22 protein-coding genes are annotated in these 26,928 nt (G+C 72.3%); 20 read left to right on the top strand and 2 right to left on the bottom strand.

The features are described 5' to 3' along the window. Positions 1-126 precede the first annotated feature (126 nt). The 3 genes from AMIS_RS23990 (at position 127) to AMIS_RS23980 (ending at position 1,565) form a co-directional block, all read left to right on the top strand. Entirely contained in the window at positions 127-420 is a 294-nt protein-coding gene (locus AMIS_RS23990; RefSeq protein ID WP_014444990.1) for a hypothetical protein, read from the top strand. A gap of 80 nt (positions 421-500) precedes the next feature. Then, positions 501-1,067, top strand: a complete 567-nt coding sequence (locus AMIS_RS23985; protein WP_041830019.1) for a histidine phosphatase family protein — start codon at positions 501-503, stop codon at positions 1,065-1,067. A gap of 81 nt (positions 1,068-1,148) precedes the next feature. Beyond that, positions 1,149-1,565 (top strand): hypothetical protein, encoded by a 417-nt coding sequence (locus tag AMIS_RS23980; protein WP_014444988.1) that lies wholly within the window; start codon positions 1,149-1,151, stop codon positions 1,563-1,565. 5 nt (positions 1,566-1,570) lie between these two features. Here AMIS_RS23980 and AMIS_RS23975 read toward each other — a convergent pair whose 3' ends face one another. Further along, positions 1,571-4,300, bottom strand: a complete 2,730-nt coding sequence (locus AMIS_RS23975) for a helix-turn-helix transcriptional regulator (protein WP_063711177.1) — start codon at positions 4,298-4,300, stop codon at positions 1,571-1,573. A gap of 187 nt (positions 4,301-4,487) precedes the next feature. Here AMIS_RS23975 and AMIS_RS23970 point away from each other — a divergent pair, with 187 nt between their 5' ends. Further along, positions 4,488-5,369, top strand: a complete 882-nt coding sequence (locus tag AMIS_RS23970) for an alpha/beta hydrolase family protein (protein WP_014444986.1) — start codon at positions 4,488-4,490, stop codon at positions 5,367-5,369. 106 nt (positions 5,370-5,475) lie between these two features. Here AMIS_RS23970 and AMIS_RS23965 read toward each other — a convergent pair whose 3' ends face one another. Then, entirely contained in the window at positions 5,476-6,126 is a 651-nt protein-coding gene (locus AMIS_RS23965; protein ID WP_041830018.1) for a hypothetical protein, read from the bottom strand. Positions 6,127-6,299: 173 nt separating this feature from the next. On the opposite strand from AMIS_RS23965, the gene AMIS_RS23960 reads away from it, so the two are divergent. From AMIS_RS23960 to AMIS_RS23885, 16 genes are all read left to right on the top strand, one after another. Then, on the top strand, positions 6,300-7,625 hold the full coding sequence (locus AMIS_RS23960; protein WP_014444984.1) for an efflux RND transporter periplasmic adaptor subunit: 1,326 nt from the start codon (positions 6,300-6,302) through the stop codon (positions 7,623-7,625). A 65-nt stretch (positions 7,626-7,690) separates the two neighbouring features. After that, positions 7,691-8,410 (top strand): response regulator transcription factor, encoded by a 720-nt coding sequence (locus AMIS_RS23955; RefSeq protein ID WP_014444983.1) that lies wholly within the window; start codon positions 7,691-7,693, stop codon positions 8,408-8,410. Next, positions 8,407-9,873 (top strand): sensor histidine kinase, encoded by a 1,467-nt coding sequence (locus tag AMIS_RS44675; protein WP_014444982.1) that lies wholly within the window; start codon positions 8,407-8,409, stop codon positions 9,871-9,873. Before AMIS_RS23955 ends, AMIS_RS44675 begins: the two co-directional genes overlap by 4 nt. A gap of 66 nt (positions 9,874-9,939) precedes the next feature. Beyond that, positions 9,940-11,124 carry an efflux RND transporter periplasmic adaptor subunit gene (locus tag AMIS_RS23945; RefSeq protein ID WP_014444981.1) on the top strand — a complete coding sequence of 395 codons (1,185 nt, stop codon included), beginning with the start codon at positions 9,940-9,942 and terminating at the stop codon, positions 11,122-11,124. Then, positions 11,121-11,867: an ABC transporter ATP-binding protein gene (locus AMIS_RS23940; RefSeq protein WP_014444980.1), complete on the top strand. Its 747-nt coding sequence runs from the start codon at positions 11,121-11,123 to the stop codon at positions 11,865-11,867. The genes AMIS_RS23945 and AMIS_RS23940 overlap by 4 nt, the downstream gene beginning before the upstream one ends. Further along, positions 11,864-13,066 (top strand): ABC transporter permease, encoded by a 1,203-nt coding sequence (locus AMIS_RS23935; RefSeq protein ID WP_014444979.1) that lies wholly within the window; start codon positions 11,864-11,866, stop codon positions 13,064-13,066. Before AMIS_RS23940 ends, AMIS_RS23935 begins: the two co-directional genes overlap by 4 nt. 20 nt (positions 13,067-13,086) lie before the next feature. Continuing rightward, a complete protein-coding gene (locus tag AMIS_RS23930) occupies positions 13,087-13,608 on the top strand; it encodes a hypothetical protein (protein WP_041831213.1) in 522 nt (173 codons plus the stop codon). A 38-nt stretch (positions 13,609-13,646) separates the two neighbouring features. Next, positions 13,647-16,313: a helix-turn-helix transcriptional regulator gene (locus tag AMIS_RS23925; protein ID WP_014444977.1), complete on the top strand. Its 2,667-nt coding sequence runs from the start codon at positions 13,647-13,649 to the stop codon at positions 16,311-16,313. 169 nt (positions 16,314-16,482) lie between these two features. Beyond that, positions 16,483-16,716 (top strand): hypothetical protein, encoded by a 234-nt coding sequence (locus AMIS_RS23920; RefSeq protein ID WP_014444976.1) that lies wholly within the window; start codon positions 16,483-16,485, stop codon positions 16,714-16,716. Positions 16,717-16,937: 221 nt separating this feature from the next. Then, entirely contained in the window at positions 16,938-17,942 is a 1,005-nt protein-coding gene (locus AMIS_RS23915) for a TerC family protein (protein WP_014444975.1), read from the top strand. A 1,359-nt stretch (positions 17,943-19,301) separates the two neighbouring features. Further along, positions 19,302-19,916, top strand: a complete 615-nt coding sequence (locus AMIS_RS23910) for a GOLPH3/VPS74 family protein (RefSeq protein ID WP_231859073.1) — start codon at positions 19,302-19,304, stop codon at positions 19,914-19,916. A 158-nt stretch (positions 19,917-20,074) separates the two neighbouring features. Then, positions 20,075-21,583 (top strand): APC family permease, encoded by a 1,509-nt coding sequence (locus AMIS_RS23905; RefSeq protein WP_014444973.1) that lies wholly within the window; start codon positions 20,075-20,077, stop codon positions 21,581-21,583. Continuing rightward, positions 21,580-22,182: a GNAT family N-acetyltransferase gene (locus AMIS_RS23900; RefSeq protein WP_014444972.1), complete on the top strand. Its 603-nt coding sequence runs from the start codon at positions 21,580-21,582 to the stop codon at positions 22,180-22,182. The genes AMIS_RS23905 and AMIS_RS23900 overlap by 4 nt, the downstream gene beginning before the upstream one ends. Before the next feature lie 441 nt (positions 22,183-22,623). Further along, complete coding sequence (gene iolB / locus AMIS_RS23895) at positions 22,624-23,559, top strand: 5-deoxy-glucuronate isomerase (RefSeq protein WP_014444971.1); 936 nt, start codon at positions 22,624-22,626, stop codon at positions 23,557-23,559. Further along, a complete protein-coding gene (gene iolD, locus AMIS_RS23890) occupies positions 23,556-25,433 on the top strand; it encodes a 3D-(3,5/4)-trihydroxycyclohexane-1,2-dione acylhydrolase (decyclizing) (RefSeq protein ID WP_014444970.1) in 1,878 nt (625 codons plus the stop codon). The genes iolB and iolD overlap by 4 nt, the downstream gene beginning before the upstream one ends. Positions 25,434-25,435: 2 nt before the next feature. Next, the gene (locus tag AMIS_RS23885) at positions 25,436-26,926 is read left to right on the top strand and encodes a CoA-acylating methylmalonate-semialdehyde dehydrogenase (protein ID WP_014444969.1); all 1,491 of its coding nucleotides are present in this window, start codon (positions 25,436-25,438) and stop codon (positions 26,924-26,926) included. The last annotated feature ends 2 nt before the right edge of the window (positions 26,927-26,928 follow it).

Raw genomic sequence — 26,928 nt, 5'->3', positions numbered from 1 at the left:
AACGGTGTCGGATCGAGGACAGGGTGCTGCGTGCCTGGTCACGGCACCGGTGAACGGGAAAGTTCACCCGGTCGCCTGCTGATCAGCCGTACTTGTGGCGAAGATGTCAACCAGGGGGTGGTGGTGATGATGGTTCTCGTCGTCGCGGTGGTCGGCCTGATCCTGGCAGCGGTGCTCGCCCTCTGGCCGTTGTCCAAGGAGGGGGAGCCGGGAGAGAAGGCCCGGGGCCGCGCGCCGGTGACACCCGTGCGCGGGCACTCCGAGCCGACCACGCTCGAAGGGATCCTCGCCGGGCAGCTGGTCCGCGGGGAGATCACGCAGCGGCAGTACCTGCGCGCCCTGGAGAACCTGGCGGCCCGCGACGAGGAACGCCATCCGCTGATCCTGCGCTGGGACGACCGCCCCGGAGCATGGTCATAAGTCACGAGGAACACGTCCGGAAGTCGATCATCGGCTCCCCTCACCGGGTAGAACTCAGGTGACGAATGAGGAGGGGCCGCATGGCGGAGATCGTGCTGGTACGGCACGGGCAGACGGAGTGGAGCGCGAACGGGCGCCACACCTCGTACACCGATCTGGAACTGACCCCGGAGGGGGAACGGCAGGCCCGCGCGGTCGCGGAACGGCTGGCCGGGCGTTCGTTCGCCGCGGTGCTGGCGAGTCCGCGCAAGCGAGCGCTGCGCACCGCCGAGCTCGCCGGTCTCACCGTGACCGAGGTGACCGAGGATCTCGCCGAGTGGAACTACGGCGAGTACGAGGGGGTCACCACCAAGCAGATCCGCGAGACCCGGCCGGACTGGTCGCTCTGGACCGACGGCTGCCCCGGCGGTGAGTCCCCGGAACAGGTCGGCGCCCGCCTCGACCGGGTGCTGGCGAAGGCCCGCGAGCTCGCCGGGCACGGCGATGTGGCGCTCGTCGCGCACGGGCACTGCCTGCGGGTCACCGGGGCGCGCTGGGTCGGGCTGCCGCCGAGCGCCGGTGGCCTGCTGAAACTGGACACCGGGACGCTGTCCGCGCTCGGTTTCGAGCACGCCGTGGACCCGGTCATCGCCCGGTGGAACGCCTGACATCCAACACACAGGTACGGCACATGGTGGCGCACAGGCTCGGGGCCAATCGTGGATCTACACGAGGGACCCAATGAGGGGATGACCACCATGCTCACGCAGCTGAACCCAGATTCCGCGCCCGCTCCCGCGCCCCACCCGGTCGTCGCCGTCCTGGGGCAGCGGAGCCGGGTGGCGAGTCTCCCGCAGCACCTGCCGGCCGGCTGGACGATGCGGCTGGCGACCGGGCTCGACGACATCCGCCCGGAGGAGCTGGTGGTGCTCAGCGGCGCCACCGTGCACGGTGTGCAGGTGGCCCGGGCGGTGCTGCCGGCGGAGAGCCGCCTCGTCGCGCTGATCGACGACTGGGCGGCGGTCGAGCTGGTCTCCGGGGTGCTGACCGCCGGGGCGGACGTCTGCGTGCGCGGCGGGCACCCGGCGATCCTCGCCGGGCACCTGGTCGCGGTGCGGCGCCGCCAGCTGTCCGAGCGCTGGGACAACCTCGAGGTCACGCTGTAAGACCGTCAGCCGCCGCTGAGCATGCGGGCCATCTCGGTGCGTGAGCGCACGCCCAGCCGGGCGAAGACGTTGCGCAGGTGGTGGTCCACGGTGCGCGGGCTCAGGTGCAGCTCCTGCGCCACCTCGCGGTTGGTCGCGCCACCGGCGACCAGCACCGCGATCCTCTCCTGCTGCGCGGTCAGCTCCAGGCCGTCCAGCGCGGAGGCCCGCGGATCGACCCGTTCCCCGGCGGCGCGCAGTTCCCGGGTGCTCTGCGCGGCCCACGGCTCCGCGTCCAGCAACCGGAACGTCTCGGTGGCCCGGCGCAGGTGGGTCCGCGCTTCCACGTGCCGCCGCCGGCGCCGCAGCAACCGGCCGTAGAGCAGCTCGGTGTGCGCCCGCGGGAACCCCGCCTCGCCGGTGTGCCGCAGCGCCTGCGCGAAGTGGCTCTCGGCGGCCTCCGCGTCGGTGGCCCGCAGCGCCCGGCAGCGGTCCCGCAGCGCCAGCCAGGCCGGCTGCCCGGTGCGGCCGGCCCAGCTGTCGAAACCGGTCGCCACCGCGTCCAGGCCCAGCGCGTCGTGCAGCGCGGCCTGACCCGCGGCCTCCAGCAGGTGCGGGACGACCGCCACCTGCAGCATCGCCGAGCCGTACCCGGGCGGCGCGGTCACCACCCGGGCCAGCCGCTCGGCCGCCGCCTGCGCCCGCCCGTCGACCAGGTCGAGCAGGGCCAGGGCCCATTCGCAGAGCGCGCGGGACGGTCCGGAGCCGGCCGCCTCGATCCGGGACAGGGCGGTGGGCCGGTCGCCGACCAGGGCGGCCAGGACGGCGAGCACGGCGCTGTGCACGGCGGCGAGGACCGGCTGCCCGGTGGCGCGGGCCAGGGCGGCGCCGTCGAGGGCGGCGGTGTTCGCGGCCGCGTACTCACCGGCGGCCAGCCCGGCCGTGGCGGCCATCTCCAGGGCCTGCGGCACCAGAACCGTCGCGCCCGACTCACGGGCCAGCACCGCGGCGCGGCCGGCGAGCGCGGCGGCGCGGCGGGAGTCGCCGACCAGCACGCCGGCGGTGGCCGCGCGCAGCAGCGACCGCGGGTCGGCCACCCGGTCGGCGATGTCGAGGGCCTGCCGGAACCGGAGGAACGCGGTGGGCTCGTCGCCGTCGGCCATCCCGGCGAGACCCGCCACGTGGTGGAACGCGAGGGTGACGGCCGGCGGCTCGTCACCGCGCCGGCAGGACACCACCCGGTGTGCCAGCCCGGCGTATCGGCGCTGCTCACCGGGACGGGCGGCGGCCTCACCGGCGAGCGCGAGGGCGTCCAGGGCGGTGGCCGTGTCGGTGCCGGCGAGTTCGGCCGCCACGTCGAGGAGCAGTTCGCGGGCGCCGGGACGGCCGTCGGGCAGACCCATCTCGGCGGTCAGCCCGCGGGCGCGGACCCGGGCCTGGCCGGCCGCCGGCGGGACCCGGCGGATCAGCAGGCCGGCGTCGTGCGGGCGGCCGGCCAGCCACGCCGACCGGGCCGCGTCGACGAGCACCGCGCCCTGGTCGGCCGGGTTCGCGGAGAGGTCGGCGGCGTAGCGGCGGGCCTCGGCGGCGGCGCCCGGTTCGGCGCTGCGGGCGGCGCGGATCAGCTCGGCGGCGAGCGCCGGGTCGGGGCCGATGGTGGCGGCGGCGCGGTGCAGCAGCGCCGCGAGCACGTCTCCGCGTCCGGCGAGGACCCGGGCGAGCGCGGCGTGGGCGGCGCGCCTGCGGCTTGCCGGATTCTCCGTGTACGCGCAACCGCGCACCAGGGGCGACGCGAAGCACACGGCGATGCCGTCGATGGTGACCAGCCCGGCCCGCTCCGCCGCCGCGAAGTCCGCGAGCAGTTCGTCCCGCTCGCCCGAGATGTCCGGGTGCGGGCCGCCGGGCCGGAGGGTGGCCGCGGCGAGGATGTCGGGCAGGGCCGCGAACGGCGGGGCCGCCGCCAGCAGGAGCAGCTCGCGGGTGGGCCGCGGGAGCGCCTCCAACTCGGCGCGGAAACGCTCGCGCAGGGGGCTCTCCGGCGGCAGGCCGATCGGCAGCGGGGCATAACCGCGCCGCTGCGCGGGTGTGAGCGCCCCCGCCAGGTCGATCAGCGCCGCCGGGTTGCCGCCGGCCCGCTCGAGGACCGCGTCGGCGACCTCGCGGGCCAGGTCCGGCGCGTGCCGGGCGAGCAGCTCGCGGGCCTGGTCGGCGGGGAGCGGGTGGAGGTGGTGCACCGGCAGCCCACCCGGATCGGCGCCGGCCGGCAGGGTGGCCAGCAGCGCGAACCGGGTCGTCCGGCGAGCGGCGAACCGGACGGCCTGCCAGGAGGACTCGTCGAACAGGTGGGCGTCGTCGATGACGCAGAGGACCGGGCGGCGGGCGGCGAGCGTACCCACCAGGGTCTGCAGGCCGAGACCGAGCGCGAGGCGCTCCGCCTGCGGTGACGTGCCGCTCAGCCCGCGCCGCAACACCGCACGCGGCGCGGGCTCCAGCTCGGCGATCACGTCCTCCATGCCGGTGAGCAGGCTGTGCAGTCCCGCGCACGGCACGCCGGTCTCGTCGGCGTGACCGATCGCGGACAGGACCGTCCATCCTCCGGTGGCGCCGGCGATCCGGCTCAGGGTGGTGCGGCCCGCGCCGGGCAGGCCCAGGACGGCGAGCGCGCTGCTGCGGCCGGCCTCCGCGTCGCCGAGGAGCCGGAGAAGAGCGGCCCGGTCGGCCGGCGGAAGTTTCTGCACTGACGGTGCATCAAACATGCGGCGAGTTTTCCCCGTCGAGCGCCGGTTGAAAAGGGGCGTTTCGGTTTATGAAATTTCCTCCAGATTGCCAACTGATGACAACGCTGGTGATTTCGCCGATGCGAGGCCCGCCGTGACCCGCTGAGACTGACGCTCGTCGATCCGATCCCCCGCGGATCCGATCCCCCTTCAAAGGAGAATCGACGTGACGTCAACCGCTCCCTCCCGGGCACGCCGCTTCCTGCTCACCGCGGCCGCTGCCCTCGCACTGACCGCCGGTCTGGGCGCCACCGCGGCACAGGCCGCCGACAATCCCTACGAGCGTGGCCCGGCGCCGACGCTCAGCGCGCTGCAGGCCTCGCGCGGCCCGTTCGCGGTCTCGCAGACCTCGGTCTCCCGGCTCGCGGTCACCGGATTCGGCGGCGGCGAGATCTACTACCCGACCTCGACCAGCTCCGGCACGTTCGGCGCGATCGCCATCTCGCCGGGCTTCACCGCGTACTGGTCGAGCATCTCCTGGCTCGGCCCGCGCCTGGCCTCGCACGGCTTCGTGGTGATCGGCATCGAGACGAACACCACCGCGGACCAGCCGGCCTCGCGGGGCAGCCAGCTCCTGGCCGCGCTGGACTACCTGACCCAGCGCAGCTCGGTCCGCACCCGGATCGACGCGAGCCGGCTCGCCGTTGCCGGGCACTCGATGGGCGGCGGCGGCAGCCTGGAGGCGGCGAGCGACCGGCCGTCGCTGCAGGCCGCGGTGCCGCTCGCGCCGTGGAACACCGACAAGACCTGGTCCGAGCTGCGGGTCCCGACGCTGATCATCGGTGGTGAGTCGGACGCGATCGCGCCGGTCGCCTCGCACTCGATCCCGTTCTACAACAGCATCCCGGCGTCGGCGGAGAAGTCGTACCTGGAGCTGAACAACGCGAGCCACTTCTTCCCGCAGACCACCGACACCTGGACCGGCGTGCAGATGGTCTCCTGGCTGAAGCGATTCGTCGACAACGACACCCGGTACGACCAGTTCATCTGTCCCGGACCGAGCAGCCTGTCGATCTCGGACTACCGCAGCACCTGCCCGCTGAGCTGATCCCTCGCGGACAGTGATGGGCCGGCGGTCAGCTGACCGCCGGCCCACACGCCCGTGTCGGCGCCGCCATGACGGGGGGCAGTGCGGCGGCCGGCACGGATGACCGTCACGACGTGGCGGCCGCCGTGGGCTTGAGCACCGAGCAGGTCTCGACGGCCTTCTTCGTGGTGGCGTCCGAGTCGTCGAGGTTCGCGGTGTCCGTCACGCCGTTCTCCGTCAGGCAGTTGGTGTAGGCCGCGTCCGCCCCGCCGCCCGCGTTGCTGCCGCCGCCGTTGCCCCGGCCTGCGCCCATGCTCGGGCGCACCGAGGCGCACGCGCTCTGCGCTTTCTCCCAGGTCGCGTCGTCGACGCCGGCGGGCTGCTGGAACATGCCACCGCCGCCGGGGAAGCCGCCGCCACCGCGCTGGCCGGCGCTGCCGGACGGGCGGGGCGCTCCGGACGGCATGGCGCCGGGCTGGCCGTCACCGCCGGGCGCGCCCGAGGGGCGCACCCCGTCGGGCGCGCCGGAGGGGCGGGTGCCGCCGTTGCCCCCGCCGCCGGGACCGCCGGACGGCATCGTGATGGTCACGCCGTTCTCCTTCAGGCAGCTGATGTACGCGGCGAACGCCGCGTTGCCACCGCCGCTCTGCGCGCTGCCGTCGCTCGCGGTGCTGCTGTCGTCCGATCCGCCGCCGCAGGCCGCCGTGAACAGCACGGCCGCGGATGCCACGAGCAGAGCGCCCGCGCGGCGGCGCGTCTTCGAACTGACTACCGGCACGTTGATCTCCTGAGGGAAGAGGCGGGGGAGTGTCGGATCAGAGGAAAGCCCGTGCACCTGTGTGCGACATCGGACGACCCTAGGAATTGCGTAAGAGCGGTGCGGGGCGCTCCTAGCGAACTCCGAGGCAGGACCGAGCCCGCGGCGAGGACGGCTCGCCAGACTCCTCGGCCATGGGTGTTGCACTGGCCGGTCGCCGGCGTCTGATCTGGCTCCTCGTGGCGGCCGTCGTGCTCGCGCTGATCGCCTTCGGCGTGGTGCGTGCGCTGACGGCGGGCGCCGCGAACTCCGCGACGAAGGCGGCCGAGACGGCCACCGCCGACAAGGGCGCGGTGACCACCGAGGTCGCCACCACCGGCACGCTGCAGGCCGCGCAGACGCGCAGCCTGTCGTTCTCGGTCGACGGCACGGTGGAGACCGTGAAGGTACGGGCCGGCACGACGGTCACCGCGGGTCAGGTGCTCGCGACGGTCGACGACACGGACGCGGCCGAGGCGGTCAGCGACGCTTCCGAGGCTCTCGACGAGGCGCGGGACAACCTCGACGAGGCGGAGGAGAACGCGGCGTCGGCGAGCGCGACCACCGCGGCGACGACCGGGTGCGACGTCGCCGCGGCGTACACGACCAGCCCGGCGGCCTCCCCCACGGTGACGGCCAGTCCTTCTGCCACGGAGACGGCGTCCCCCTCAGGCTCGGTGACGGCGTCGGCTTCGGCGTCGGCGGCGTCCGGCCGTACCTCGAAAGCGGCGGCGTCTCCCACCACGAAGGTCCCCGGAGGCGGCGCCGGGACCACCGGCGGGAGCTGCGGCAGCGGAACCGGAACGGGAAGCGGAAGTGGCAGCGGAAGTGGCAGTGGGAGCAGCGGCGGCGGGCAGCAGGGTGGGAGCGGCAGCGGGGCCGACGCGATCCTGAGCGCGCAGCAGCGGGTCACCAAGGCCGAGGTGACCCTGGCGGAGGCGGAGGAGGCCCTCGACGGGGCGACCATCACCGCGCCGATCGCCGGCAAGATCCTCACGGTCGGCGGCAAGGTGGGCAGCCAGGTCACGTCCGGGTCGGCGTTCATCACCCTGGCCGACGTGTACGACATGCAGATCAGCGCGGACTTCCCGGAGGCCGATGCCGATCACCTCGAGGTGCGGCAGAAAGCCGTGATCACGCTCGCCGACCGGGCGGGGGAGACGTTCGACGCCACGATTGTGCAGGTCGACCCGGTCGGCACCAGCGACGGCACGCTGACCAGGTTCGGGGTGGTGCTCTCCTTCGACGACGCGCCGGAGGAGCTGCTCGTCGGGCAGAGCGCGAGCGTGAAGGTGACGACCGGGAGCAAGAAGGACGTGGTACGGGTGCCCAGCACCGCCGTCCACGACGTCAGCGGCTCCACCGGGACCGTGCTGCTCGGCGGCTCGCCGCGTCAGGTGAGGCTCGGACTGCGCGGCGATCAGTACACCGAGATCACCTCCGGCGTGGCCGAGGGCGAGGTCGTCGCCACATCATGGTGAGTTCATAGCCGGCTCAAAGACTCGGTTGCTAAACCTGCGCGGTGCTTTCCGAAACCCGTGCAGCCGTGACCGTCAGTGACCCCGGGGCGCGCCCCGCCCGCGTCCTCGTCGTCGACGACGAGCCGAACATCTCCGCGCTGCTCAGCGCGACGCTCCGGCTCGTCGCCTTCGACGTCCGGGTCGCCGAATCCGGGCACGGCGCCCTGGTCGCGGTGCAGGAGTTCGAACCGGACCTGATCGTCCTGGACGTGATGCTCCCGGACGTGGACGGGTTCGAGGTGGCCCGCCGGCTGCGTGCCGCAGGCCACCGGGTGCCCGTCCTGTTCCTCACCGCGCGTGACGCCGTCGAGGACCGGATCGTCGGTCTCTCGGCCGGCGCCGACGACTACGTGACCAAGCCGTTCAGCCTCGAGGAGGTCGTGCTACGGATACGCGCGATCCTGCGGCGCAGCCAGCCGGACGAGCCGGCCCCGGAGACGGGGGTGCTGCGCTACGCGGACCTGGAGCTGGACGAGCACGCCCACGAGGTGCGGCGGGCCGGCCGGCTGATCGAACTGTCCCCGACCGAGTTCAACCTGCTCCGCTACCTGATGACGAACGCGGGGCGGGTGGTGAGCAAGGCGCAGATCCTGGACCGGGTGTGGAAGTACGACTTCGGTGGCGACGGGCGGATCGTGGAGTCGTACGTGTACTACCTGCGGCGGAAGATCGATCGGACGGATCCGCCGCTGATCCACACGGTTCGCGGGGTGGGGTATGCGCTGCGATTGCCGCGCGAAGAATGAAGCGGTGGAGTCAGTGGACTCTGCGGTCGCGGCTGGTGCTGGTCGTCGGTATCTTGTCGGCGATCGCGCTGCTGGCCGCCAACGCCGTGGGTGTCCTGCTGATCCGGTCCTATCTGCAGGACCGGATCGACGAACAGCTGGTCGGCATCTCGCGGCCCATGTCGGAAATATCCCCCTGGCAAGGTGTCGCCCCGCGCGCCGGCGGCCGCTTCCGCATCGGCGCCGACCAGGTCACCTATCTCTACCGTGCGGACGGGACCCTGGACCCCGCGCGGAGCTCGGCCACGGCCGATGACCGTCCGGCCGTCGAGTCACTGTCCCGCGTCGCCGAGCGGGTGGGGCAGCCCTACACCGTCTCCACCGCCGGGGGCGCCGACTGGCGGATGATCGCGGTCGCGGTCGGCGACACCGGCGGGTACGCCGTCATCGGCTCCTCGCTGATCGAGGTCGAGCAGACCACCGAGCGGCTGCTGATCATCGACCTCGGCGTGATGGTGCTGATCCTGGGTCTGCTCGGGGCCGGCGCCGCGTTCGTGGTCCGGCTCGGGCTGCGGCCGCTCACGTCGATGGAGACGGTCGCCGCGGACATCTCCGGCGGCAACCTCTCCGGCCGGGTGCCCGGCCCCGACCCGCACACCGAACCGGGCCGGCTCGCGCTCGCGCTGAACGCGATGCTCACCCGGATCGAGGCGGAGGTCGACGCGCGGACGCACTCCGAGCAGCGGCTGCGCCAGTTCGTCGCGGACGCCTCGCACGAGCTGCGCACCCCGCTCACCTCGATCCGCGGGTTCGCCGAGCTGTACCGGCGCGGCGGGGTGCTCAGCGCCGCCGAACTGGACGAGACGATGGCCCGGATCGAGGGGGAGGCCGGGCGGATGGGCGTCCTCGTCGAGGACCTGCTGATGCTGGCCCGGCTGGACCGGCAGCGCACCCTGGAGATCCGCCGGGTGGACCTCCTGGAGATCGCCGCGGACGCCATCCGGGACGGGCACGCCCGCGCCCCGGACCGGTCCATCGTGCTGGCCGACATGTTCGAGCCGGTCATGGTCCTCGGTGACGATCACGGGCTGCGTCAGGTCGCCACGAACCTGGTGGCGAACGCGCTGAACCACACCCCGCCAGGGACCACGGTGACCGTACGGGTCGGGCATTTCACCAAAAATCCAGACTCTGCCGCCGTACGATCCGGGCCGGTCACCTACAGCGACGGCGTCCCGTTCGCGCTCCTCGAAGTCAGCGACGACGGCCCCGGCGTCACGCCCGAGCACGCCCCGCGCGTTTTCGAGCGGCTCTACCGCGCCGACTCCAGCCGGTCCCGCGCCAGCGGCGGCGGTTCCGGGCTCGGCCTCGCCATCGTCGCGGCGATCGTGCACACCCACGGCGGCTGGGTCGAACTGGTCCCCAGCGAATCCGGCGGCGCCTGTTTCCGGGTGCTCATCCCCGCCATCAGTGACTCGCTGTGAGGTTCCGAGCAAGCTCCCAGGTTCCGCCGAAGCTCCTCCTAGCCCGACCCTCGAGAGTGTGCAGCCATGAAGGTACGCCTGAGCCGCCACCCGTCCTTGGTGGTCAACGCCGTGATCGGCGTCGCGCTCGTCGCCGGAGCATTCACGGTGTACGAGACATTCTCCTCATCCGATGACGGGACGGCCGCCGTGGCCTCCGAGCGAACGGTCACCGTCCAGCAGGGAACGGTCACCAAGACCGCGACCGCGGACGGCACCCTGGAGAGCGCCAGCACGGCGAGCGCGAGCTTCGAGACCAGCGGCACGGTCACCGCGATCAGCGTGAAGGTCGGTGACAAGGTCAAGAAGGGTCAGGTCCTCGCGAAGGTCGACCCGTCCGCCGCGCAGCGCACCCTGGACGCCGCCGAGGCGGACCTGGACGCCGCGCAGGACGCCCTGGACCGCGCCGAGGACGCCGGCTCGGACACCTCCGAGGCCGAGAACCAGGTGGACTCCGCCGAGCTGGCGGTGGACGAGGCCGAGGCCGGTGTGGCGGGCGCGGTGCTGAAGGCGCCGATGGCCGGGACGGTCACCGCGGTGAACGGGACCCTCGGAAGCTCGTCGGGAGGGTCATCCGCAGGCGGCGGTGCCTCGGGCGGCGGTTCCTCCTCCTCCTCCTCCTCCTCGAGCACGGGATTCGTGGAAATCGCCGACCTGTCGAAGATGCAGGTCAGCGCCGCCTTCGCCGAGGCCGACGCGACCAGCCTCAAGGAGAAGCAGGCCGCCACGGTCACCTGGAACGCGCTCAGCGGCGTCGAGCAGAGCGCCACGGTCACCGCGATCGACCCCTCCGCCACCACCGCGAACAGCGTCGTCACCTACGGCGTGACGCTCACCCTGGACAAGGTGCCGACCGGCGCGAAGGTCGGCCAGACCGTCTCGGTCTCGGTCACCACCGGCTCCGTCGCCGATGCCGTCTCCGTCAACCCTGCGGCGCTCACCACGGTCGGCAACCGGCACACGGTCACCGTCGTCGCGAACGGCGTACAGGAGACCCGCTCGGTGGAGATCGGCCTGGAGGGCGACTCGGCCACCGAGATCACGTCCGGCCTGACCGCCGGTGAGCAGGTCGTCGTGAAGACCACCTCGTCGTCGAGCACCAGCGGCGGCAACCAGATGGGCGGCTTCCCCGGCGGCGGTGCCGGCAACTTCGGTGGCGGCGGCGCTCCGGGCGGCGGCGGCAACTTCGGCGGCGGCGGGGGCGGGCGATGAGCAAGCCGGTCCTCGAGGTCCGCGACCTCACGAAGATCTACGGCGAGGGCGAGGCGACCGTGCACGCGCTGCGCGGGGTCTCGCTGACCGTCCAGCGTGGCGACTACGCGGCGATCATGGGCTCGTCCGGGTCCGGCAAGTCGACCCTGATGAACATCCTCGGCGCGCTCGACATCCCCACCTCCGGCACGTACCTGCTGGACGGGGTGGACGTGAGCCGTCTCTCCGACGCGCAGCTCGCCCTGGCCCGGAACCGGCTCATCGGGTTCATCTTCCAGGCGTTCAACCTGATCCCGCGGACCAGCGCCGTCGCGAACGTGGAGCTGCCCCTGGCGTACGCCGGGGTGAAGCCGAAGGAACGCCGCAGGCGTGCCATGCAAGCCCTGGACATCGTGGGGCTGGCGGACCGCGCCGGCCACGAGCCCAACCAGCTCTCCGGCGGTCAGCAGCAGCGGGTCGCGGTGGCCCGGGCGCTGGTCACCGAGCCGGCCCTGCTGCTCGCCGACGAGCCCACCGGCAACCTGGACTCCAAGTCCACCGACGACGTGCTGCAGGTCTTCGACGACCTCAGCGCGGCCGGCCGGACCATCGTGATCATCACGCACGAGGACGAGGTCGGTGCCCGCGCCAAGCGGCTGATCCGCCTGGTCGACGGCTCGATCGTGACCGACGTGCGGCAGTCGCCGCTGCACCTGCCGCCGATCGGCGCGGCGGCGGTTCTGGCCGGGCGGCACCACGCATGAGCATCCTGGAAGTCATCCGCTTCTCGCTGCGCGGGCTCTCCGCCAACAAGCTGCGATCCGCCCTGACCATGCTGGGCATCCTGATCGGTGTGGCCGCGGTGATCCTGCTGGTCGCGGTCGGCAACGGCTCGGCCAAGGCGATCAGTGACCGGATCGAGGCGCTCGGCACGAACACCATCACGGTGATGAGCAGCGGCCGCGGCGGCTCCAGCAGCACGTCGCTGACCAAGGAGATGGCCGACGCGCTCGTCGACGAGGAGCTGGCGCCGGACGTGACGTCGGTGTCGCCGGTGGTCAGCTCGTCGTCGGCGACCATGACGTACGAGGGGACCGACCACTCGGTCGCGACGTTCGTCGGCACCACGCCGAGCTGGTTCGCCGCCTCCAGCACCCCGGTCGGCACCGGCGCGATGTTCACCTCCGACGACGTCGACCAGGGCCGGCGGGTCGTGGTGCTCGGCCGGACCGTGGCCGAGGAGCTGTTCCCCGGTGTCGACCCGATCGGCAAGCAGGTCACCGTCGGCGGCGCGCTCTTCACCATCGTCGGCGTCCTGGAGGAGAAGAGTTCCACCGGATTCAACGACGCCAACGACACGGCGGTCGCCCCGCTCACCGCGGTGCAGCAGGTGCTGACCGGGTACGGCGCCCTCACCTCGATCATCGTGGAGGCGTCCGACCCGGACCGGGTGGACGCCGCGCAGGACCAGGTCTCCACGATCCTGGATCAGAAGCTCGACGTCAGCGACGCGTCGGCCGGCACCCCGTACCGGATCCAGAACGCGTCCTCGCTGCTGGAGACGCAGACCGAGACCGCCGACACGTTCACCACGCTGCTCGGGGCGGTGGCCGCGATCAGTCTGCTCGTCGGCGGCATCGGCATCACCAACATCATGCTGGTGACGGTCACCGAGCGGACCCGCGAGATCGGCATCCGCAAGGCGCTCGGCGCGCCGCGACGGGTGATCCTGACCCAGTTCCTGATCGAGGCGACGCTGCTCAGCGTGCTCGGCGGCGGCCTCGGCGTCGCCGCCGCGCTGATCGGCAGCCACTTCACGATCGTCGGCGTGAAACCGGTCATCGTGCCCAGCTCGATCGGGCTGGCCGTGGGCGTCTCCGTCGCGATCGGACTGTTCTTCGGCGGCCTGCCCGCCGCCCGCGCCGCCCGGCTGCGTCCCATCGACGCGCTGCGCTACGAGTGAGGACCTCAGCTGTGAACCGGATGAACGACGAGACCGCGGTGATCCCGGCGGTCGGGGACGACCACGACGGGTTGTCGAAGGAGCTGGCGGCGGCCGCGCCGAAGCGCTGGTGGAACAGGGGCACGGTCGGGCTGGGGGTGGCGGCGCTGCTGATGGGCGGCTTCCTCGGCGGCGTGCAGGTGCAGAAGCAGTGGGGCGCCGAGACGGCCGCCGCCGGCGCATTCCCCGGCGGAGGCAACCGTGGGGGCTTTCCCTCCGGCCTGAGCGCGAGTGGCGCACCCGGCGGATTCGGGCAGAACGCCGAGCAGGGCACGGAAGCCGGCACGGGCACCACCGGCAAGGTGAAGCTCGTCAACGGCAAGACGATCTACATCGAGACCGAGGACGGCAGCACCGTCACGGTCAAGACCGACGGCGGCACCACCGTCGCGACGGCCAAGAAGGGCAAGCTCAGCGACGTCAAGGCCGGCGACTCGGTGACCGTCGAGGGCGAGACCGCTACCGACGGATCGGTGACCGCGACGAGTGTCACGAAGAAGTAGGCATTGATGAACACCTAAGTCATCCCTACTGTGAGCCCATGCTCTACGGGCGGGACGAGCTGCTCGCGGCGATCGACGACCGGCTGTCCGCCGGCGGTGGGGTGGCCCTGCACGGGCCACCCGGCATCGGTCGCAGCGCGCTGCTCGACACCGTCGCCGAGCTGGCCGCGGCGCGGGGAGAACTGGTCCTTCGCCTGCGCCCGGCCCGCGGTGAGCGCAGTCTCGGGTACGCCGGGGCAGCCGACCTCGTCCGCCAGGTCCCGGCGGACGCGGTGGCGACCCTCGCACCGGCGCCGCGACACTGGCTCGCCGCCCTGCGTCAGGGCCGGCCGCCCCGCACCGGCGGGCCGGCCCTGGCACGGCGGCTCGTCCTGCCCGAACTGCTCGCCCGCTGCGCCCGCACGTCGCCGGTGCTGCTGGTCGTCGACGACGCGCAGTGGCTGGACCCGCCGTCGGCCGAGCTGATCGCGTTCGCGATGCGCCGGCGACCCGGACCGCGGATCCGGGCGATCATCGCGACCCGGGCGGCCACCTCGGCACGGCTCTGCCCGGCCCCGATCGCCGTGCTCGGCGTCCCGCCGCTGGAGCCGGACGACCTCACCGCCCTGCTCGAGGACCGCGGCCTGCCCTGCCGGATCGCCAGCCGCCTGCACCGGGCCAGCGCCGGGAACCCCCGCGTCGCGCTGGCCCTGAGCCGGGGCGAGGACGCCGCCGGCTGGGCCGCCGAACGGCTGGACGAGCTGCCCGAGGAGACGAAGAAGACCCTGCTGCTGGCCGCACTGACGCCCGCGCCGACCGCGTCGCTGCTGCTGCGGGCCGGCCGCGACGACGCGATCCGGGACCTGCGCCTCGCCGCGGCGGCCGGGGTGATCGCCCACCACGGTGAGCGGATCCGGTTCACGCCGCCGCTGATCGGGACGGTGCTGGCCGAGCAGGTCCGGGCGGCGGACCGGGCCGCGGCCCATGCCGTGCTCTCCCGGGCCGCCGTCGATCCGGTCGAGGCGTTGCGGCACCGCTGCCTGCGTACCCATGAGCCCGATGCCGGCGCCGCACGCGCCCTGGCCGCCGCCGCCCGGCGATGCGCGCAGCGCGGAGCCGACCGGACGGCGGCCGAGTTGCTGCTGCTCGCGGCCGGGCGATGCCCGCACGAGATGGCGGCCGAGCGGCTGGACTGGCTGGTCACCGCGGCCCGCGCGGCGCTGACCGGCGGGGCGCGCGAGCTGGCCGAGCGGGCCGCGCGGGCGGTGCTGAGCGCGGACGCCCCGCCGTGGGCACGGGTGCAGGCGCGGCTGGTGCTGATCGACCTCGCCGGGCAGGACCTGGCCGGCATGGGGGAGATGTTCGCCGCCGCGCTCGCCGAGGCCGGCGCCGACCCGGCGCTGCTCGCCCCGGTCCGGTTGCGGCTCACCTGGCAGGCGTTTCTGACCGGTGACGCGGACCGAGCCGCCGTCGAGGCCCGCGCCGCCGAGCGGGCCGCCCGGCGGGCCGGCGACCCGACCACCGAGGCGATGGCGCTCAGCGCGCTCGCCCAGATCCACCGGACCCGCGGCGAACCGGTCTGGCGCGCCACCCTGGACCGGGCCCTCGCGCTGCCCGCCGCCCCCGGCCCGGACTGGCTGCACTACGGGCCGCAGTACACCGCGGCCCGGTTCGCGCTCTTCGACGACCGCCTCGACGAGGCCCGTGCCCGGCTGCTCACCCTCCTCGCCGTCGCCGAGCACGGCCGGATCGGCGAGGCCCGGGTCGAGGTGCTGCGCAGCCTCTCCGAGGTCGCCACCCGGGCCGGTCGCTGCCAGGAGGCCCTGCGCTACGCCCACCGCGCCGCCCGTGCCGCGCAGGAGGCCGGCCTGAGCCCCGGCCCGACCTGGTACACCGCCGCCGTCGCCGAGCTCGCCGGCGGCAGCCTGGCCGCCGCGGCCGGGTTCGCCCGGCGCGGCATCCGCGCCTCCGAGCAGGAGCGCGACGGCCTCTACCTGCGGCGCAACCTGCACGCCCTGGGCCAGGCCGAGCTGCGCGCCGGCGACACCCGGGCCGGGGTCGCCACCCTGCGCCGGCTGCGCGACCTCGAGGCGGAGACCGGCAGCGCCGACCCGATGATCGTGCGCTGGCACGCGGACCTCGCGGCCGGCCTGGCCGCGCTGGGGGAGCACGCCGAGGCCACCGCGACGCTGTCGCACGCCCGCGCCGCCGCGCAGCGGCTCGGCGCGGTCCCGGCCCTGGCCGGATACCTGGACCGGGCCGCCGCGATCGTCGAGTCGGAGAGCGGCCGCGCCGACGACGCCGTGCAGCTCTCCACCGCCGCGGCCACCCTGTTCGAGAACCTGCGCCAGCCGGTCGAGCAGGCGCACGCGCTGCTGGTGGCCGGTGGGGCGGAACGCCGCCGGCGCCGGTACGCGGCCGCCCGCGTGGCGATCGGCGCGGCCCTCGCGCTGTTCCTGGCCGCCGACGCCCGACCGTGGGCCGAGGAGACCGAGCGGGCGCTGATCCGCACCGAGACCCCCGACCAGGGGCTCACCGCGACCGAGTTGCGGATCGCCACGATGATCCGGGACGGCGCCAGCAACCGGGAGATCGCGGCCCGGCTGTACCTGAGCGTCAAAACCGTCGAGGCGACCCTCACCCGCGTCTACCGCAAGCTCGGCGTGCGATCCCGTACGCAGCTGGTGTCCCGCCTCGCGGTGTCCGAGATCACCGCCCCGGACTGACCTGCGATTTAGCGACGCTGCGTGACCTGGGTTACCGGAATCCCGTGGCCGCGGTCACTTTCGTCGCGAGAGTTTTACCTGGTGGATTTGGGTAAGTCGCAGAACTGCGGAATCCTGGTTTCCGGAAGCGACGAGGCTTTCTCCGTCACTATCCGTCGAGGAGTTCGACATGCCTTTTCTTCGTCAGGTCCGTGCCTCCATCGCGAATTCCCGTGCCGAGCGCCGCGCCCGCCGTCAGCTGAGCGACGAGCTGGCCGCGTTCCGCACCGCCGCCGAGCGCAGTGAGCTCGACATGATCCTGAGCCGCCACAGCGCCGAGCAGACCCGCGAGATCCACGCCATCCTCAACCGGCAGGACGCGGATCGGCGCTACCAGGTGGGTGTCGCAGCGCACCCGAATTGATCCACACTGTTCCACGGGCCGCAAGGGCAGGCCCGGCGGGTTACCGCTGCGAGTCCGGACCGTCCCCGGATGGCGCAGGCTGACCCAGAACCGCCCCTGGCGAGCGAAGTACGCCAGGGGCGGTTCGCTTTTCCGGTTCCGAGCCGTCACCGTCAGGAAAGATCAAGGTTACTCACGCATTTTTCAGGTAGCTCGCAGAATCTTTGGGGATCCTGTGAGACATGCTTGAGGTCTCCGCGCTCGGGTGGACCGTCACCATCGGTGTCATCGTCGCCCTGCTCGCCCTCGATTTGACTCTCGGGGTGCTCCGTCCACACGTCGTCGGCTTTCGCGAAGCCGCCGCCTGGTCAGTTTTCTACATCGCTGTCGCGATCGCGTTCGGCATAGTCTTCGGAAGCATCGTCGGCTGGGATTTCGGCACCCAGTACTTCGCCGGATACATCGTCGAGAAGAGCCTGTCGGTCGACAACCTCTTCGTCTTCGTGATCATCATGAGCACGTTCGCGGTGCCACCGCGATACCAGCAGGAAGTGCTCACGTTCGGCATCATCATCGCGCTGATCCTGCGGGTCATCTTCATCGTGCTCGGCGCGGCCCTGCTCAACGCGTTCTCGTTCATGTTCCTGATCTTCGGCCTGATCCTGCTCTACACCGCGGTCCAGCTCTTCCGGCACCGCGACGAGGATCCGGACGTCGGTGAGAACGGCCTGGTCAAGGCCGCCCGCCGCTTCCTGCCGATCAGCGACGAGTACGTCGACGGCAAGATGACCACCCGGATCGACGGCAAGCGGATGTTCACGCCGCTCTTCCTGGTCCTGCTCGCCATCGGCGGCACCGACCTGCTGTTCGCCCTCGACTCGATCCCGGCCGTCTTCGGCGTGACCGAGGAGGCGTACATCGTCTTCGTCGCCAACGCCTTCGCCCTGCTCGGCCTGCGAGCCCTGTTCTTCCTGGTCAAGGGCCTGCTCGACCGCCTGGTCTACCTTTCCACCGGCCTGTCGATCATCCTGGCCTTCATCGGCGTCAAGCTGATCCTGCACTGGGCGCACAAGGACATCAACGAGTCCGTCCCCGAGGTCAGCACCCCGGTCTCCCTCGGCGTCATCCTCGGCATCCTGGTGATCACCACGGTGCTGAGCCTGATGAAATCCCGCAAGGACCCGTCCCTCAAAGCCCACGCCGGTAGCCTCCGAGCCGGCTCCGACCACCAGCACGCCGACAAGTAAGCCTCAGGGCCCCGGTCACCCACCGGGGCCCATTCCTTTTCCGGTACGGCCGACAGCACTCCCGTGGCACTCCCCGCGACCCAGGACCATCGCGGGGCCGTCCGGCCCCTCTCGCGACGCTGCCCCATCACCCACCCCGCGGTCCCGCCCTCGCCCTTCCGCCCGCCCTCGGCGGCGCCACCCTGGCCCTCCCGCTCCGACGGCGTCCCGTGCTCTGACGGCGCCCCGCGCCTATACCTCCCGCCCTGGCGGCGCCTCCCGCCGCAGCGCCCCTTCGCGTGATCAATCCCGCCGGGCCGACACTGTGGACCAGCTGGTCCGGCTGGTGCTCAGCGCTGCCCGGACACGCGGCTGACAGCACTGGCAACCAGCTCGTGTCGCCCGGCTGGTTGCCAGTGCTAGTGCTGTTGCGTGCCCGGTTTGTCCGCGCTGAGCGCCAGCCGGCATCGGCATTTCCAAGATTCGCGAACCAGGGGACAGCGGCATGCTCTCGAGCCAGCTCCGCGCGAGAAGGCACGACGCGACCTGGGACAGCAGGGCGCCACTCGCGGCGGCATCGCCCGGTCCGAGCCGTAGCCCACGCAGGTTTGGCGGCGCGTTCGGATGTTTGAGCTACGGCTGGCTGGTGCGAGCCGTAGGGCGCGCAGGTCATGCGGCCATGATTCGCTGTCGGGGCTACGGCTCGGGCCCGCGTCGCCCGGGCTAGCCGTTGCCGGCCGGGGGCGTCGGCCATCGGATCATGCGTGGGCTACGGCTCGCCTCGCGGGTGTGGCCGGCCCGGCGGAGCCCGTGGCTCTTCCCGCACCCGCGGGCGGGTCGGGCGTGGGGCTGATCGGCGGCGGGACCGTCGGGCCGCGGTGGCGCGCCGTGGCGGGAGCGCCGGCGGGGCGTCCGGAGGGCGATCTCCTGGAAGCTTCAACTATCCGCCCGCGACGCCGCCACCGAGTGATTGACGCGGCAACTGTCCACAAAGGCGGTAACTGTACGTAGTTTCCCCAGGTTCATGATCACGCTGCGCAGAACTCGTGGGTGGCGGGTGCGCGCGCGGCACGCATTTCGATTGAAATAAATATCGACCAACCGCGAGCGATCGTCACGTTTTATTGATCGACGCTCAAAGTCCCTGTCCAACACTGTGATCAACAACGCCTACTATGGACCCGACATTTGTCTCATCTGGACGTTGCGCCGGACGGCGAGAGCTGGCAGGCTACCTCCGGTCGCGCCGGGGGGAGCGCACAGTAATTGCTTCGTGATTCGTCACCACATTACTCAAGGTGAACAGCGCGGGCATTTCCCAAGGCGTCGAGAGGAGAACCAGCAGTGGCGTCCCCGCCGCAGCTACCGCCCGCGGATGACTTGTACCTCACAGCTCACGACACCATTCGTGGCAAGTCCCTGCTGTCCCCGGCCACGCTCGGCCTCGGACTCGGCGCGGCTCTGCTCGGTGAACTGATGTTGTGGCGGCGCGTCGACCTGATCGAGACCGAGCTCGTGGTCATCGACGAACGGCCGACCGGCGACGCCGCGACCACCGCCGTGCTGGAGCAGCTACGCCGGGAAGCAGGTCAGCACGGCGTGCGCAACTGGCTCGCCTACCTCTCCACCGGGATTGCCACCGACCTGGTCGAGCGCCGTCTCGCCCGGATCGGACTGATCAAACGGGTGGAGAAGCGCGGTCTGCTCAGCACGAAGGTCTCCTTCGTGCCGGCTGACTCGATGACGGCCGGCTGGCCCGCCACCCGGCTGCGCACCAAGGTCTCCCGCGACGAGGCGCTCGACGTGGCCGACCTGCTCCTCGCCGGTCTGATCCTGGCCACCGGTCTGGACCAGCACGTACTCGCGACCCTGAACGCCCGCGACCGGGCCCGGCTGTTCGACCAGTTCCGCCGGCACTTCCCCGCCATGCTGCAGCAGCTCGTCGCGCAGGCGGAAGCGGCGGTCGGCGACGCGGTCATGGCCCGCCGAGCCTGACAAAGCTCAACAAACGTGACCAAGCCTGAAGGAAGCCTGACGAACGGCCTGAAGAAAGCCTGACGAGGGCCTGAAGAAGGCCTGACGGAGCACCACCGGCGTCACACCCCCACATAGCGAATACACCCACCCCCGTAAAACAAACCCTGGAGTCCCGCGTGTCCTCGACCGCAACCCAACCCCCCGGAAGTCAGCTCTCCGACGCATTGGCCCGCGACCGCCTCGGCGTCGCCGCGATCGTCTTCTTCATGATGTCGGCGGCCGCGCCGCTGACCGTGGTCGCCGGCGTGGTGCCGACCGGCATCCTGGTGACCGGCCTGACCGGTTTCCCGATCGCCTTCATCGCGGTCGCCCTGGTCCTGGCGCTCTTCTCGGTCGGTTACGTGGCGATGGCCCGGCGCATCGCCAACGCCGGCGCGTTCTACGCCTACGTGTCGCACGGTCTCGGCAAGCCGGCCGGCGTCGGCGCGTCGTGGGTCGCGCTGCTGTCGTACAACATGTTCCAGGTCGCCTCGTACGGCGGTTTCGGCGCGATCGCGCAGCCGCTCTTCCTGGACTGGTTCGGCATCGACGTCCAGTGGTGGGTCCTCTCGCTGATCGCCTGGGCGCTCGTCGCGATCCTCGGCGTGCGTGACGTCGCCGTCAACGGCAAGGTGCTGGCCACCCTCCTGGTCGCTGAGATCGGCCTCACCCTGATCTTCGCGATCGCCGAGATGCTGTCGGACGGCTTCGAGCCCTCCACCAGCGCTCTCGACCCGGGCGCGCTGGTCGGCGCCGGCTCCGGCGCGCTGCTGGTCATGGCGGTCACCGGCTTCGTCGGCTTCGAGCAGTCGGTGGTCTTCAGCGAGGAGTCCCGCGACCCGCGCCGCACGGTGCCCCGCGCCACCTACATCGCGATCGCCCTGATCGCCGTCGTCTACGCGTTCGCCTGCTGGGCGATGATCTCCGCCGCCGGTGACAGCGTGGTGGACCGCGCCGCAGCCGAGGGCCCCGAGCTCTTCTTCAACCTGGCCGCCGTGCAGCTCGGCGACACCGCCCTGCACCTCGGGCACATCCTGTTCCTGACCTCGCTGATCGCCGCGATGATCTCGTTCCACAACATCATCGCCCGGTACATGTTCTCGCTCGGCCGCGAGGGCGTGCTGCCGCGCGCGTTCGGCCGTACCGTGCCGGGCACCGGCGCCCCGAAGAACGGCTCGCTCGCGCAGTCCGCGGTCGGCCTCATCGTCATCGTTGCCTACGCGGTCTTCGGCTGGGACCCGCTGGTCCAGCTCTTCTTCTGGGGCGGCACCAGCGGCGGCCTCGGCGTGCTGCTGCTCGTCACGTTCACCTCGTTCGCGGTGATCGGCTACTTCGCCCGCAAGCCCGAGGGCGAGGACCTGCTGCACCGGGTCATCGCGCCGGTGGTGAGCTCGGTGCTGCTGCTGGTCATGTCGTACCTGGCGGTCTCCAACATCGCCGGTCTGCTCGGTGTGGAGCCGGGCAGCACCCCGGCGATCGTGGTGCCGCTCTCCTTCGCGGTGCTGCTGGCCGGCGGCATGCTCTGGGCGCTCTACCTGCGCTCGGCCCGCCCGCAGATCTATTCCGGCATCGGCCTCGGCGCCCGCAGCGCCACGACCACCGGTGGCTTCTCGGCCGCGCTGAACGAGACGGAGTACCCCCGATGAGCGACCTCGTGATCCGCGCCATCCGCCAGGACGAGATCCCGGCCGTCGGCGCGATGATCTCCAACGCCTTCGACGACCTGGCCGCGAACCACTACCTGGTCCCGGTTGCGGCCGAGCGTGAGAACGTGATGGCCGGCTTCTTCACCCTGGAGTCGGAGACCGCCTTCCGGCAGGGCCGGATCGAGGTCATCGACCACCCGGACGGCGGCTACGCGGCCGCCGCGGTCTGGTTCGACCGGGAGACCGACCTGCCCGAGGCCGAGGCCTACATGGAGCGTCTCGAGGCGATCGCCGGTGAGCACTTCGAGCGCTTCGGCGCCCTGGGCGAGCTTTTCGAGAAGAACCACCCGACCGACGCGCACTGGCACCTGGCCTTCCTCGGTGTCCGCCCGTCGGAGCAGGGCCGGGGTCTCGGTGGCGCGCTGATGCAGCGCGTCCACGACGACCTGGACGCCAAGGGCGTGCCGGCGTACCTGGAGGCCACGAACGAGAACAACGTGCGCCTCTACCGCCGGTACGGTTACCAGCCGATGGACCCGTGCGAGATCTACCTGCCGGACGGGACGGCGTTCTACCGCATGTGGCGTCCGGCTTCCTGAGCGACGCACAACCCACCAGCCGGGGTACGGGCCATGGCCCGTACCCCGGCTTTTGGTGTCGGCACGGGTATTGACGCGGGGAGCCTGGAGTAATTACATCGACACCAGGTCCAACCCAGCGTTGCTGATCGGCTACCGCTGGGTGAACAACGCCCACGGCCGGCCGGAAGGACCCGCGTATGCCCGCAGACGAGGTTCGACAGGGCGAAAGCCGGGTCAACCGGGCCGCCGTGAAGCCGCCCCCCGGAGAGACCCTCGGGGCGGCGGTGACTCCGTCAGCGTTGCCGGAGGCCACCGCCGCCCCGCGGCACCACGGGCGGGCCGCCCCGCGGCACCACGGGCGGGCCGCCCCGCGGCACCACGGACGGGCCGCCCCGCGGCACCACGGACGGGCCACCCCGCGGCACCACGGACGGGCCGCCCGGCGGCAGAGAGCACGCCATGCCTGAGCACACCGGCTGGCCCACCCGCGACCAGCCGGTGATGAACACCCCGCGCGTCAACCCGCTGGTACGGCGGGGCAGCTCCGCCGAGCGCCCGTACGACGTGATGGTCAGCCCGGAGAACGCCGGCTGGCACTACAGCGGCCTGCGCGTGGTGGCCCTCCCGGTCGGTGGCCGGGTCCGGTTCGTGACCGGCAACGACGAGATGCTGGTGCTGCCCCTGACCGGTGGCTGCGACGTGGCCTGCGACGACGAGCGCCTCACGCTGACCGGCCGCCGCAGCGTCTTCTCCCGGGTGACCGACTTCGCCTATCTGCCACGGGACAGCGTGGTCACCCTGCGCGCGCCGAACGGCGGCCGGTTCGCGCTGCCCGCCGCGCGGGCCGGCCGGAAACTGCCGTTCCGCTACGGACCGGCCGAGGACGTGCCCGTCGAGTTGCGCGGCGCCGGGCAGGCCAGCCGTCAGGTGAACAACTTCTGCACCCCGGAGGCGTTCGAGACCGACCGGCTGATCGCCTGCGAGGTGCTCACGCCGGGCGGGAACTGGTCGTCGTACCCGCCGCACAAGCACGACGAGGAGGGGCCGGGGGAGTCCTGCCTGGAGGAGATCTACTACTTCGAGGTCACCTCCAGCCCGGGCGGCGGGCCGGGCAGCGGGTACCAGCGCGTCTACGGCCACCCGGACCGCCCGATCGACGTCTGCACCGAGGTCCGCACCGGCGATGTGATCCTGGTGCCGTACGGCTGGCACGGCCCGTCGATGGCGGTGCCCGGCTACGACCTGTACTACCTCAACGTGATGGCCGGTCCCGGCGAGCGGCGCTGGGAGGTCCGTGACGACCCGGCGCACGGCTGGGTCCGCGGCCGCTGGGCCGGGCAGGAGATCGACCCCCGGCTGCCACTCACCTCGGTACGGGAGCGGAGGCGCCTGTGAGACACCGGCTCACCGTCGCGCAGGCGGTCGTCCGTTTCCTGTCGAACCAGTGGACCGAGCGCGACGGCGCCGAGCGGCGCGCGGTGGCCGGCGTTCTCGGCATCTTCGGGCACGGCAACGTCGCCGGGATCGGGCAGGCGCTGCTGCAGGCGCAGCGGGACAGCCATCCCGAGATGCCGTACATCCTGGCCCGCAACGAGCAGGCCATGGTGCACACGGCCGCCGGGTACGCCCGGATGAGCAACCGGCTCGCCACGCTGGCCTGCACCACCTCGATCGGCCCGGGCGCGACGAACATGCTGACCGGCGCGGCCCTGGCGACGGTGAACCGGCTCCCGGTGCTGCTGCTGCCGTCGGACGTCTTCGCGACCCGCGTCGCCACGCCGGTGCTGCAGGAGCTGGAGGACCCGCGGGCCGGCGACGTCTCGGTCAACGACGCGTTCCGCCCCCTGTCGAGGTTCTTCGACCGGGTGTGGCGCCCGGAGCAGCTGCCGTCCGCGCTGCTCGCGGCGATGCGGGTGCTGACCGACCCGGCGGAGACCGGCGCGGTCACCCTCTGCCTGCCGCAGGACGTCCAGGCCGAGGCGTACGACTTCCCCGACGAGCTGTTCGCCCGGCGGGTCTGGCACGTGTCCCGCCCGGCGCCGGACCCCCTCGCCGTGGAGCGGGCCGCCGCCGCGATCCGGGGTGCCTCCCGCCCGCTGATCGTCGCCGGGGGCGGGGTGATCTACTCGGAGGCCTCGGCGGCGCTGGACCGGTTCGCCCGGGAAACCGGGATCCCGGTCGCCGACACGCAGGCCGGTAAGGGCGCGCTGCCCTGGGACCACCCGAACGCGGTCGGCGGGGTGGGCGCGACCGGCAGCCCGGTGGCGAACCGGCTGGCCGGGCACGCCGACGTGGTGCTCGGCGTCGGCACCCGGTACAGCGACTTCACCACGGCGTCGCGCAGCGCGTTCCAGCATCCGCAGGTGCGGTTCGTCAACCTCAACGTCACCGCGTTCGACGCCGGGAAACTGTCCGCGCTGCCGCTGGTCGCCGACGCGCGCGCCGGGCTCACGGCGCTGCTGCCGCAGCTGCACGGGCGGCACTTCACCGGCGACTTCGCCGCCGAGGTCGGCCGCTGGCAGGAGACGGTGCAGAGGGCGTACCGGGGAAGGCAGGGCGGCCTGCCCACCCAGGCCGAGGTGATCGGGGTGGTGAACGAAGCGTGCGGAGCACGCGACGTGGTGGTGCAGGCGGCCGGCAGCATGCCCGGAGACCTGCAGCGGCTGTGGCGGGCCCGGCATCCTAAGCAGTACCACGTGGAATACGGGTACTCGTGCATGGGCTTCGAGATCGCCGGCGCGCTCGGCATCAAGCTGGCCGATGAGTCCCGTGAGGTGTACGCGCTGGTCGGCGACGGCTCCTACCTGATGATGGCGCAGGAGATCGTCACGGCGATCGCCGAGGGCGTGAAGCTGATCGTGGTGCTGGTGCAGAACCACGGGTTCGCCTCGATCGGCGCGCTGTCGGCGCAGACCGGCTCGCAGCGGTTCGGCACCGCGTACCGCTACAAGAACCCGGCGACCGGGGACTACGACGGCGCCCGCCTGCCGGTCGACCTGGCCGCGAACGCGGAGAGCCTGGGCGCCGCGGTGATCCGCTGCCGGACCGCGGCCGACCTGGCCGAGGGCCTGAAACGGGCCCGTGAGGCGGAGCGCCTCACGGTCGTGCACATCGAGACCGATCCGCTCGCCGAGGGACCCTCCTCGGAGTCCTGGTGGGACGTGCCGGTCGCCGAGGTGGCCACCCTGCACAGCACCCGGCACGCGCACACCGGATACCGGGAGGACAAGTTACGGCAGCGGCACCATCTGCGCCCCGGAGGTCGATAGACGTGATTCTCGAACACTGGATCGGCGGCCGTTTCACCGGCGGGGACTCGACCCGCCGGGCGCCCGTCCACCAACCGGCCACCGGTGAGGTGCGGCACGAGGTGCTCCTGGCGGAGAGATCCGACGTCGACACCGCGGTACGCGTCGCCGCCGCGGCGTTCCGGGACTGGAGCCAATCCTCGCTGAGCGCCCGCACCACGATCCTCTTCCGTTTCCGCGAGCTGATCAACGCGCACCGGACGGAGCTCGCGGAGATCGTCTCGGACGAGCACGGCAAGGTGCTCTCCGACGCCGCCGGGGAGGTCCAGCGCGGCCTCGAGGTGATCGAGTTCGCGTGCGGCATCCCGCAGCTGCTCAAGGGATCGTTCTCGGACCAGGCGTCGGCCGGCGTCGACGTGTTCTCCTACCGCGAGCCGCTTGGCGTGGTCGCCGGGATCACCCCGTTCAACTTCCCGGCGATGGTCCCGATGTGGATGCATCCGATCGCGATCGCCTGCGGCAACACGTTCGTGCTCAAGCCCAGCGAGCGTGACCCGTCGCCGGCCGGTTTCGTGGCCCGGCTCTGGCAGCGGGCCGGGCTGCCGGACGGCGTGTTCAACGTGGTGCACGGCGACCGGGAGGCGGTGGACGCGATCCTGGCGCACCCGGGCGTCGCGGCGGTGTCGTTCGTCGGGTCCACGCCCGTCGCCCGGCACATCCACCGCGAGGCCTCGGCCGCCGGCAAGCGGGTGCAGGCGCTCGGCGGCGCCAAGAACCACGCCGTGATCCTGCCCGACGCGGACCTGGACTTCGCCGCCGAGCACCTGGTGGCGTCGGCGTTCGGGTCGGCGGGGGAGCGGTGCATGGCGGTGTCCGCGGCGGTCGCGGTCGGTTCGGCGGCCGCGGTCGTCGATCTGGTCGCCGAGCGGGCCGCGAAGGTCCGGGTCGGTCCCGGCCGGGATCCGGCCTCCGAGATGGGACCGGTGATCACCGCCGCCGCGAAACAGCGGATCGAGGGCCTGATCTCGATGGGCGAGCGGCAGGGCGCGGCGGTCGCGGCCGACGGCCGCCGCGACACCGTCCCCGGGTACGAGGGGGGCTTCTTCGTCGGCCCCACGGTGCTGGACCGGGTCACCACCGGGATGGACGTCTACCGGGAGGAGATCTTCGGGCCGGTGCTCTCGGTCATCCGGGCCGGCGACGCCGACGAGGCGATCAACATGATCAACAACAATCCGTACGGGAACGGCACCGCTCTCTTCACCTCCAGCGGCGCCGCCGCCCGCCGTTTCCAGCGCGGCGTGCACGTCGGTATGATCGGGATCAATGTGCCGATACCCGTACCGATGGCCTACTACTCGTTCGGCGGGTGGAAGGACTCGCTCTTCGGGCAGAGCCCCATCTACGGGCCGGAGGGCGTCGCCTTCTACACCCGGTCCAAGGTGATCACCCAGCGCTGGCCGGAGACCGCCGCCGCCTCCGAGGCGTCCCTGCACTTCCCGACGGCCCGGTGACC

It is taken from the genome of Actinoplanes missouriensis 431 (assembly GCF_000284295.1).
Taxonomy (GTDB): domain Bacteria; phylum Actinomycetota; class Actinomycetes; order Mycobacteriales; family Micromonosporaceae; genus Actinoplanes; species Actinoplanes missouriensis.
This window is presented reverse-complemented; position numbering and strand designations above follow the sequence as displayed.

Coding starts and splice junctions, on each gene's coding strand:
- AMIS_RS23990 (WP_014444990.1), top strand. CDS start 127: ATGATGGTTCTCGTCGTCGCGGTGGTCGGCCTGATCCTGGCAGCGGTG.
- AMIS_RS23985 (WP_041830019.1), top strand. CDS start 501: ATGGCGGAGATCGTGCTGGTACGGCACGGGCAGACGGAGTGGAGCGCG.
- AMIS_RS23980 (WP_014444988.1), top strand. CDS start 1,149: ATGACCACCATGCTCACGCAGCTGAACCCAGATTCCGCGCCCGCTCCC.
- AMIS_RS23975 (WP_063711177.1), bottom strand. CDS start 4,300: ATGTTTGATGCACCGTCAGTGCAGAAACTTCCGCCGGCCGACCGGGCC.
- AMIS_RS23960 (WP_014444984.1), top strand. CDS start 6,300: ATGGGTGTTGCACTGGCCGGTCGCCGGCGTCTGATCTGGCTCCTCGTG.
- AMIS_RS44675 (WP_014444982.1), top strand. CDS start 8,407: ATGAAGCGGTGGAGTCAGTGGACTCTGCGGTCGCGGCTGGTGCTGGTC.
- AMIS_RS23945 (WP_014444981.1), top strand. CDS start 9,940: ATGAAGGTACGCCTGAGCCGCCACCCGTCCTTGGTGGTCAACGCCGTG.
- AMIS_RS23940 (WP_014444980.1), top strand. CDS start 11,121: ATGAGCAAGCCGGTCCTCGAGGTCCGCGACCTCACGAAGATCTACGGC.
- AMIS_RS23935 (WP_014444979.1), top strand. CDS start 11,864: ATGAGCATCCTGGAAGTCATCCGCTTCTCGCTGCGCGGGCTCTCCGCC.
- AMIS_RS23930 (WP_041831213.1), top strand. CDS start 13,087: ATGAACGACGAGACCGCGGTGATCCCGGCGGTCGGGGACGACCACGAC.
- AMIS_RS23925 (WP_014444977.1), top strand. CDS start 13,647: ATGCTCTACGGGCGGGACGAGCTGCTCGCGGCGATCGACGACCGGCTG.
- AMIS_RS23920 (WP_014444976.1), top strand. CDS start 16,483: ATGCCTTTTCTTCGTCAGGTCCGTGCCTCCATCGCGAATTCCCGTGCC.
- AMIS_RS23915 (WP_014444975.1), top strand. CDS start 16,938: ATGCTTGAGGTCTCCGCGCTCGGGTGGACCGTCACCATCGGTGTCATC.
- AMIS_RS23900 (WP_014444972.1), top strand. CDS start 21,580: ATGAGCGACCTCGTGATCCGCGCCATCCGCCAGGACGAGATCCCGGCC.
- iolB (WP_014444971.1), top strand. CDS start 22,624: ATGCCTGAGCACACCGGCTGGCCCACCCGCGACCAGCCGGTGATGAAC.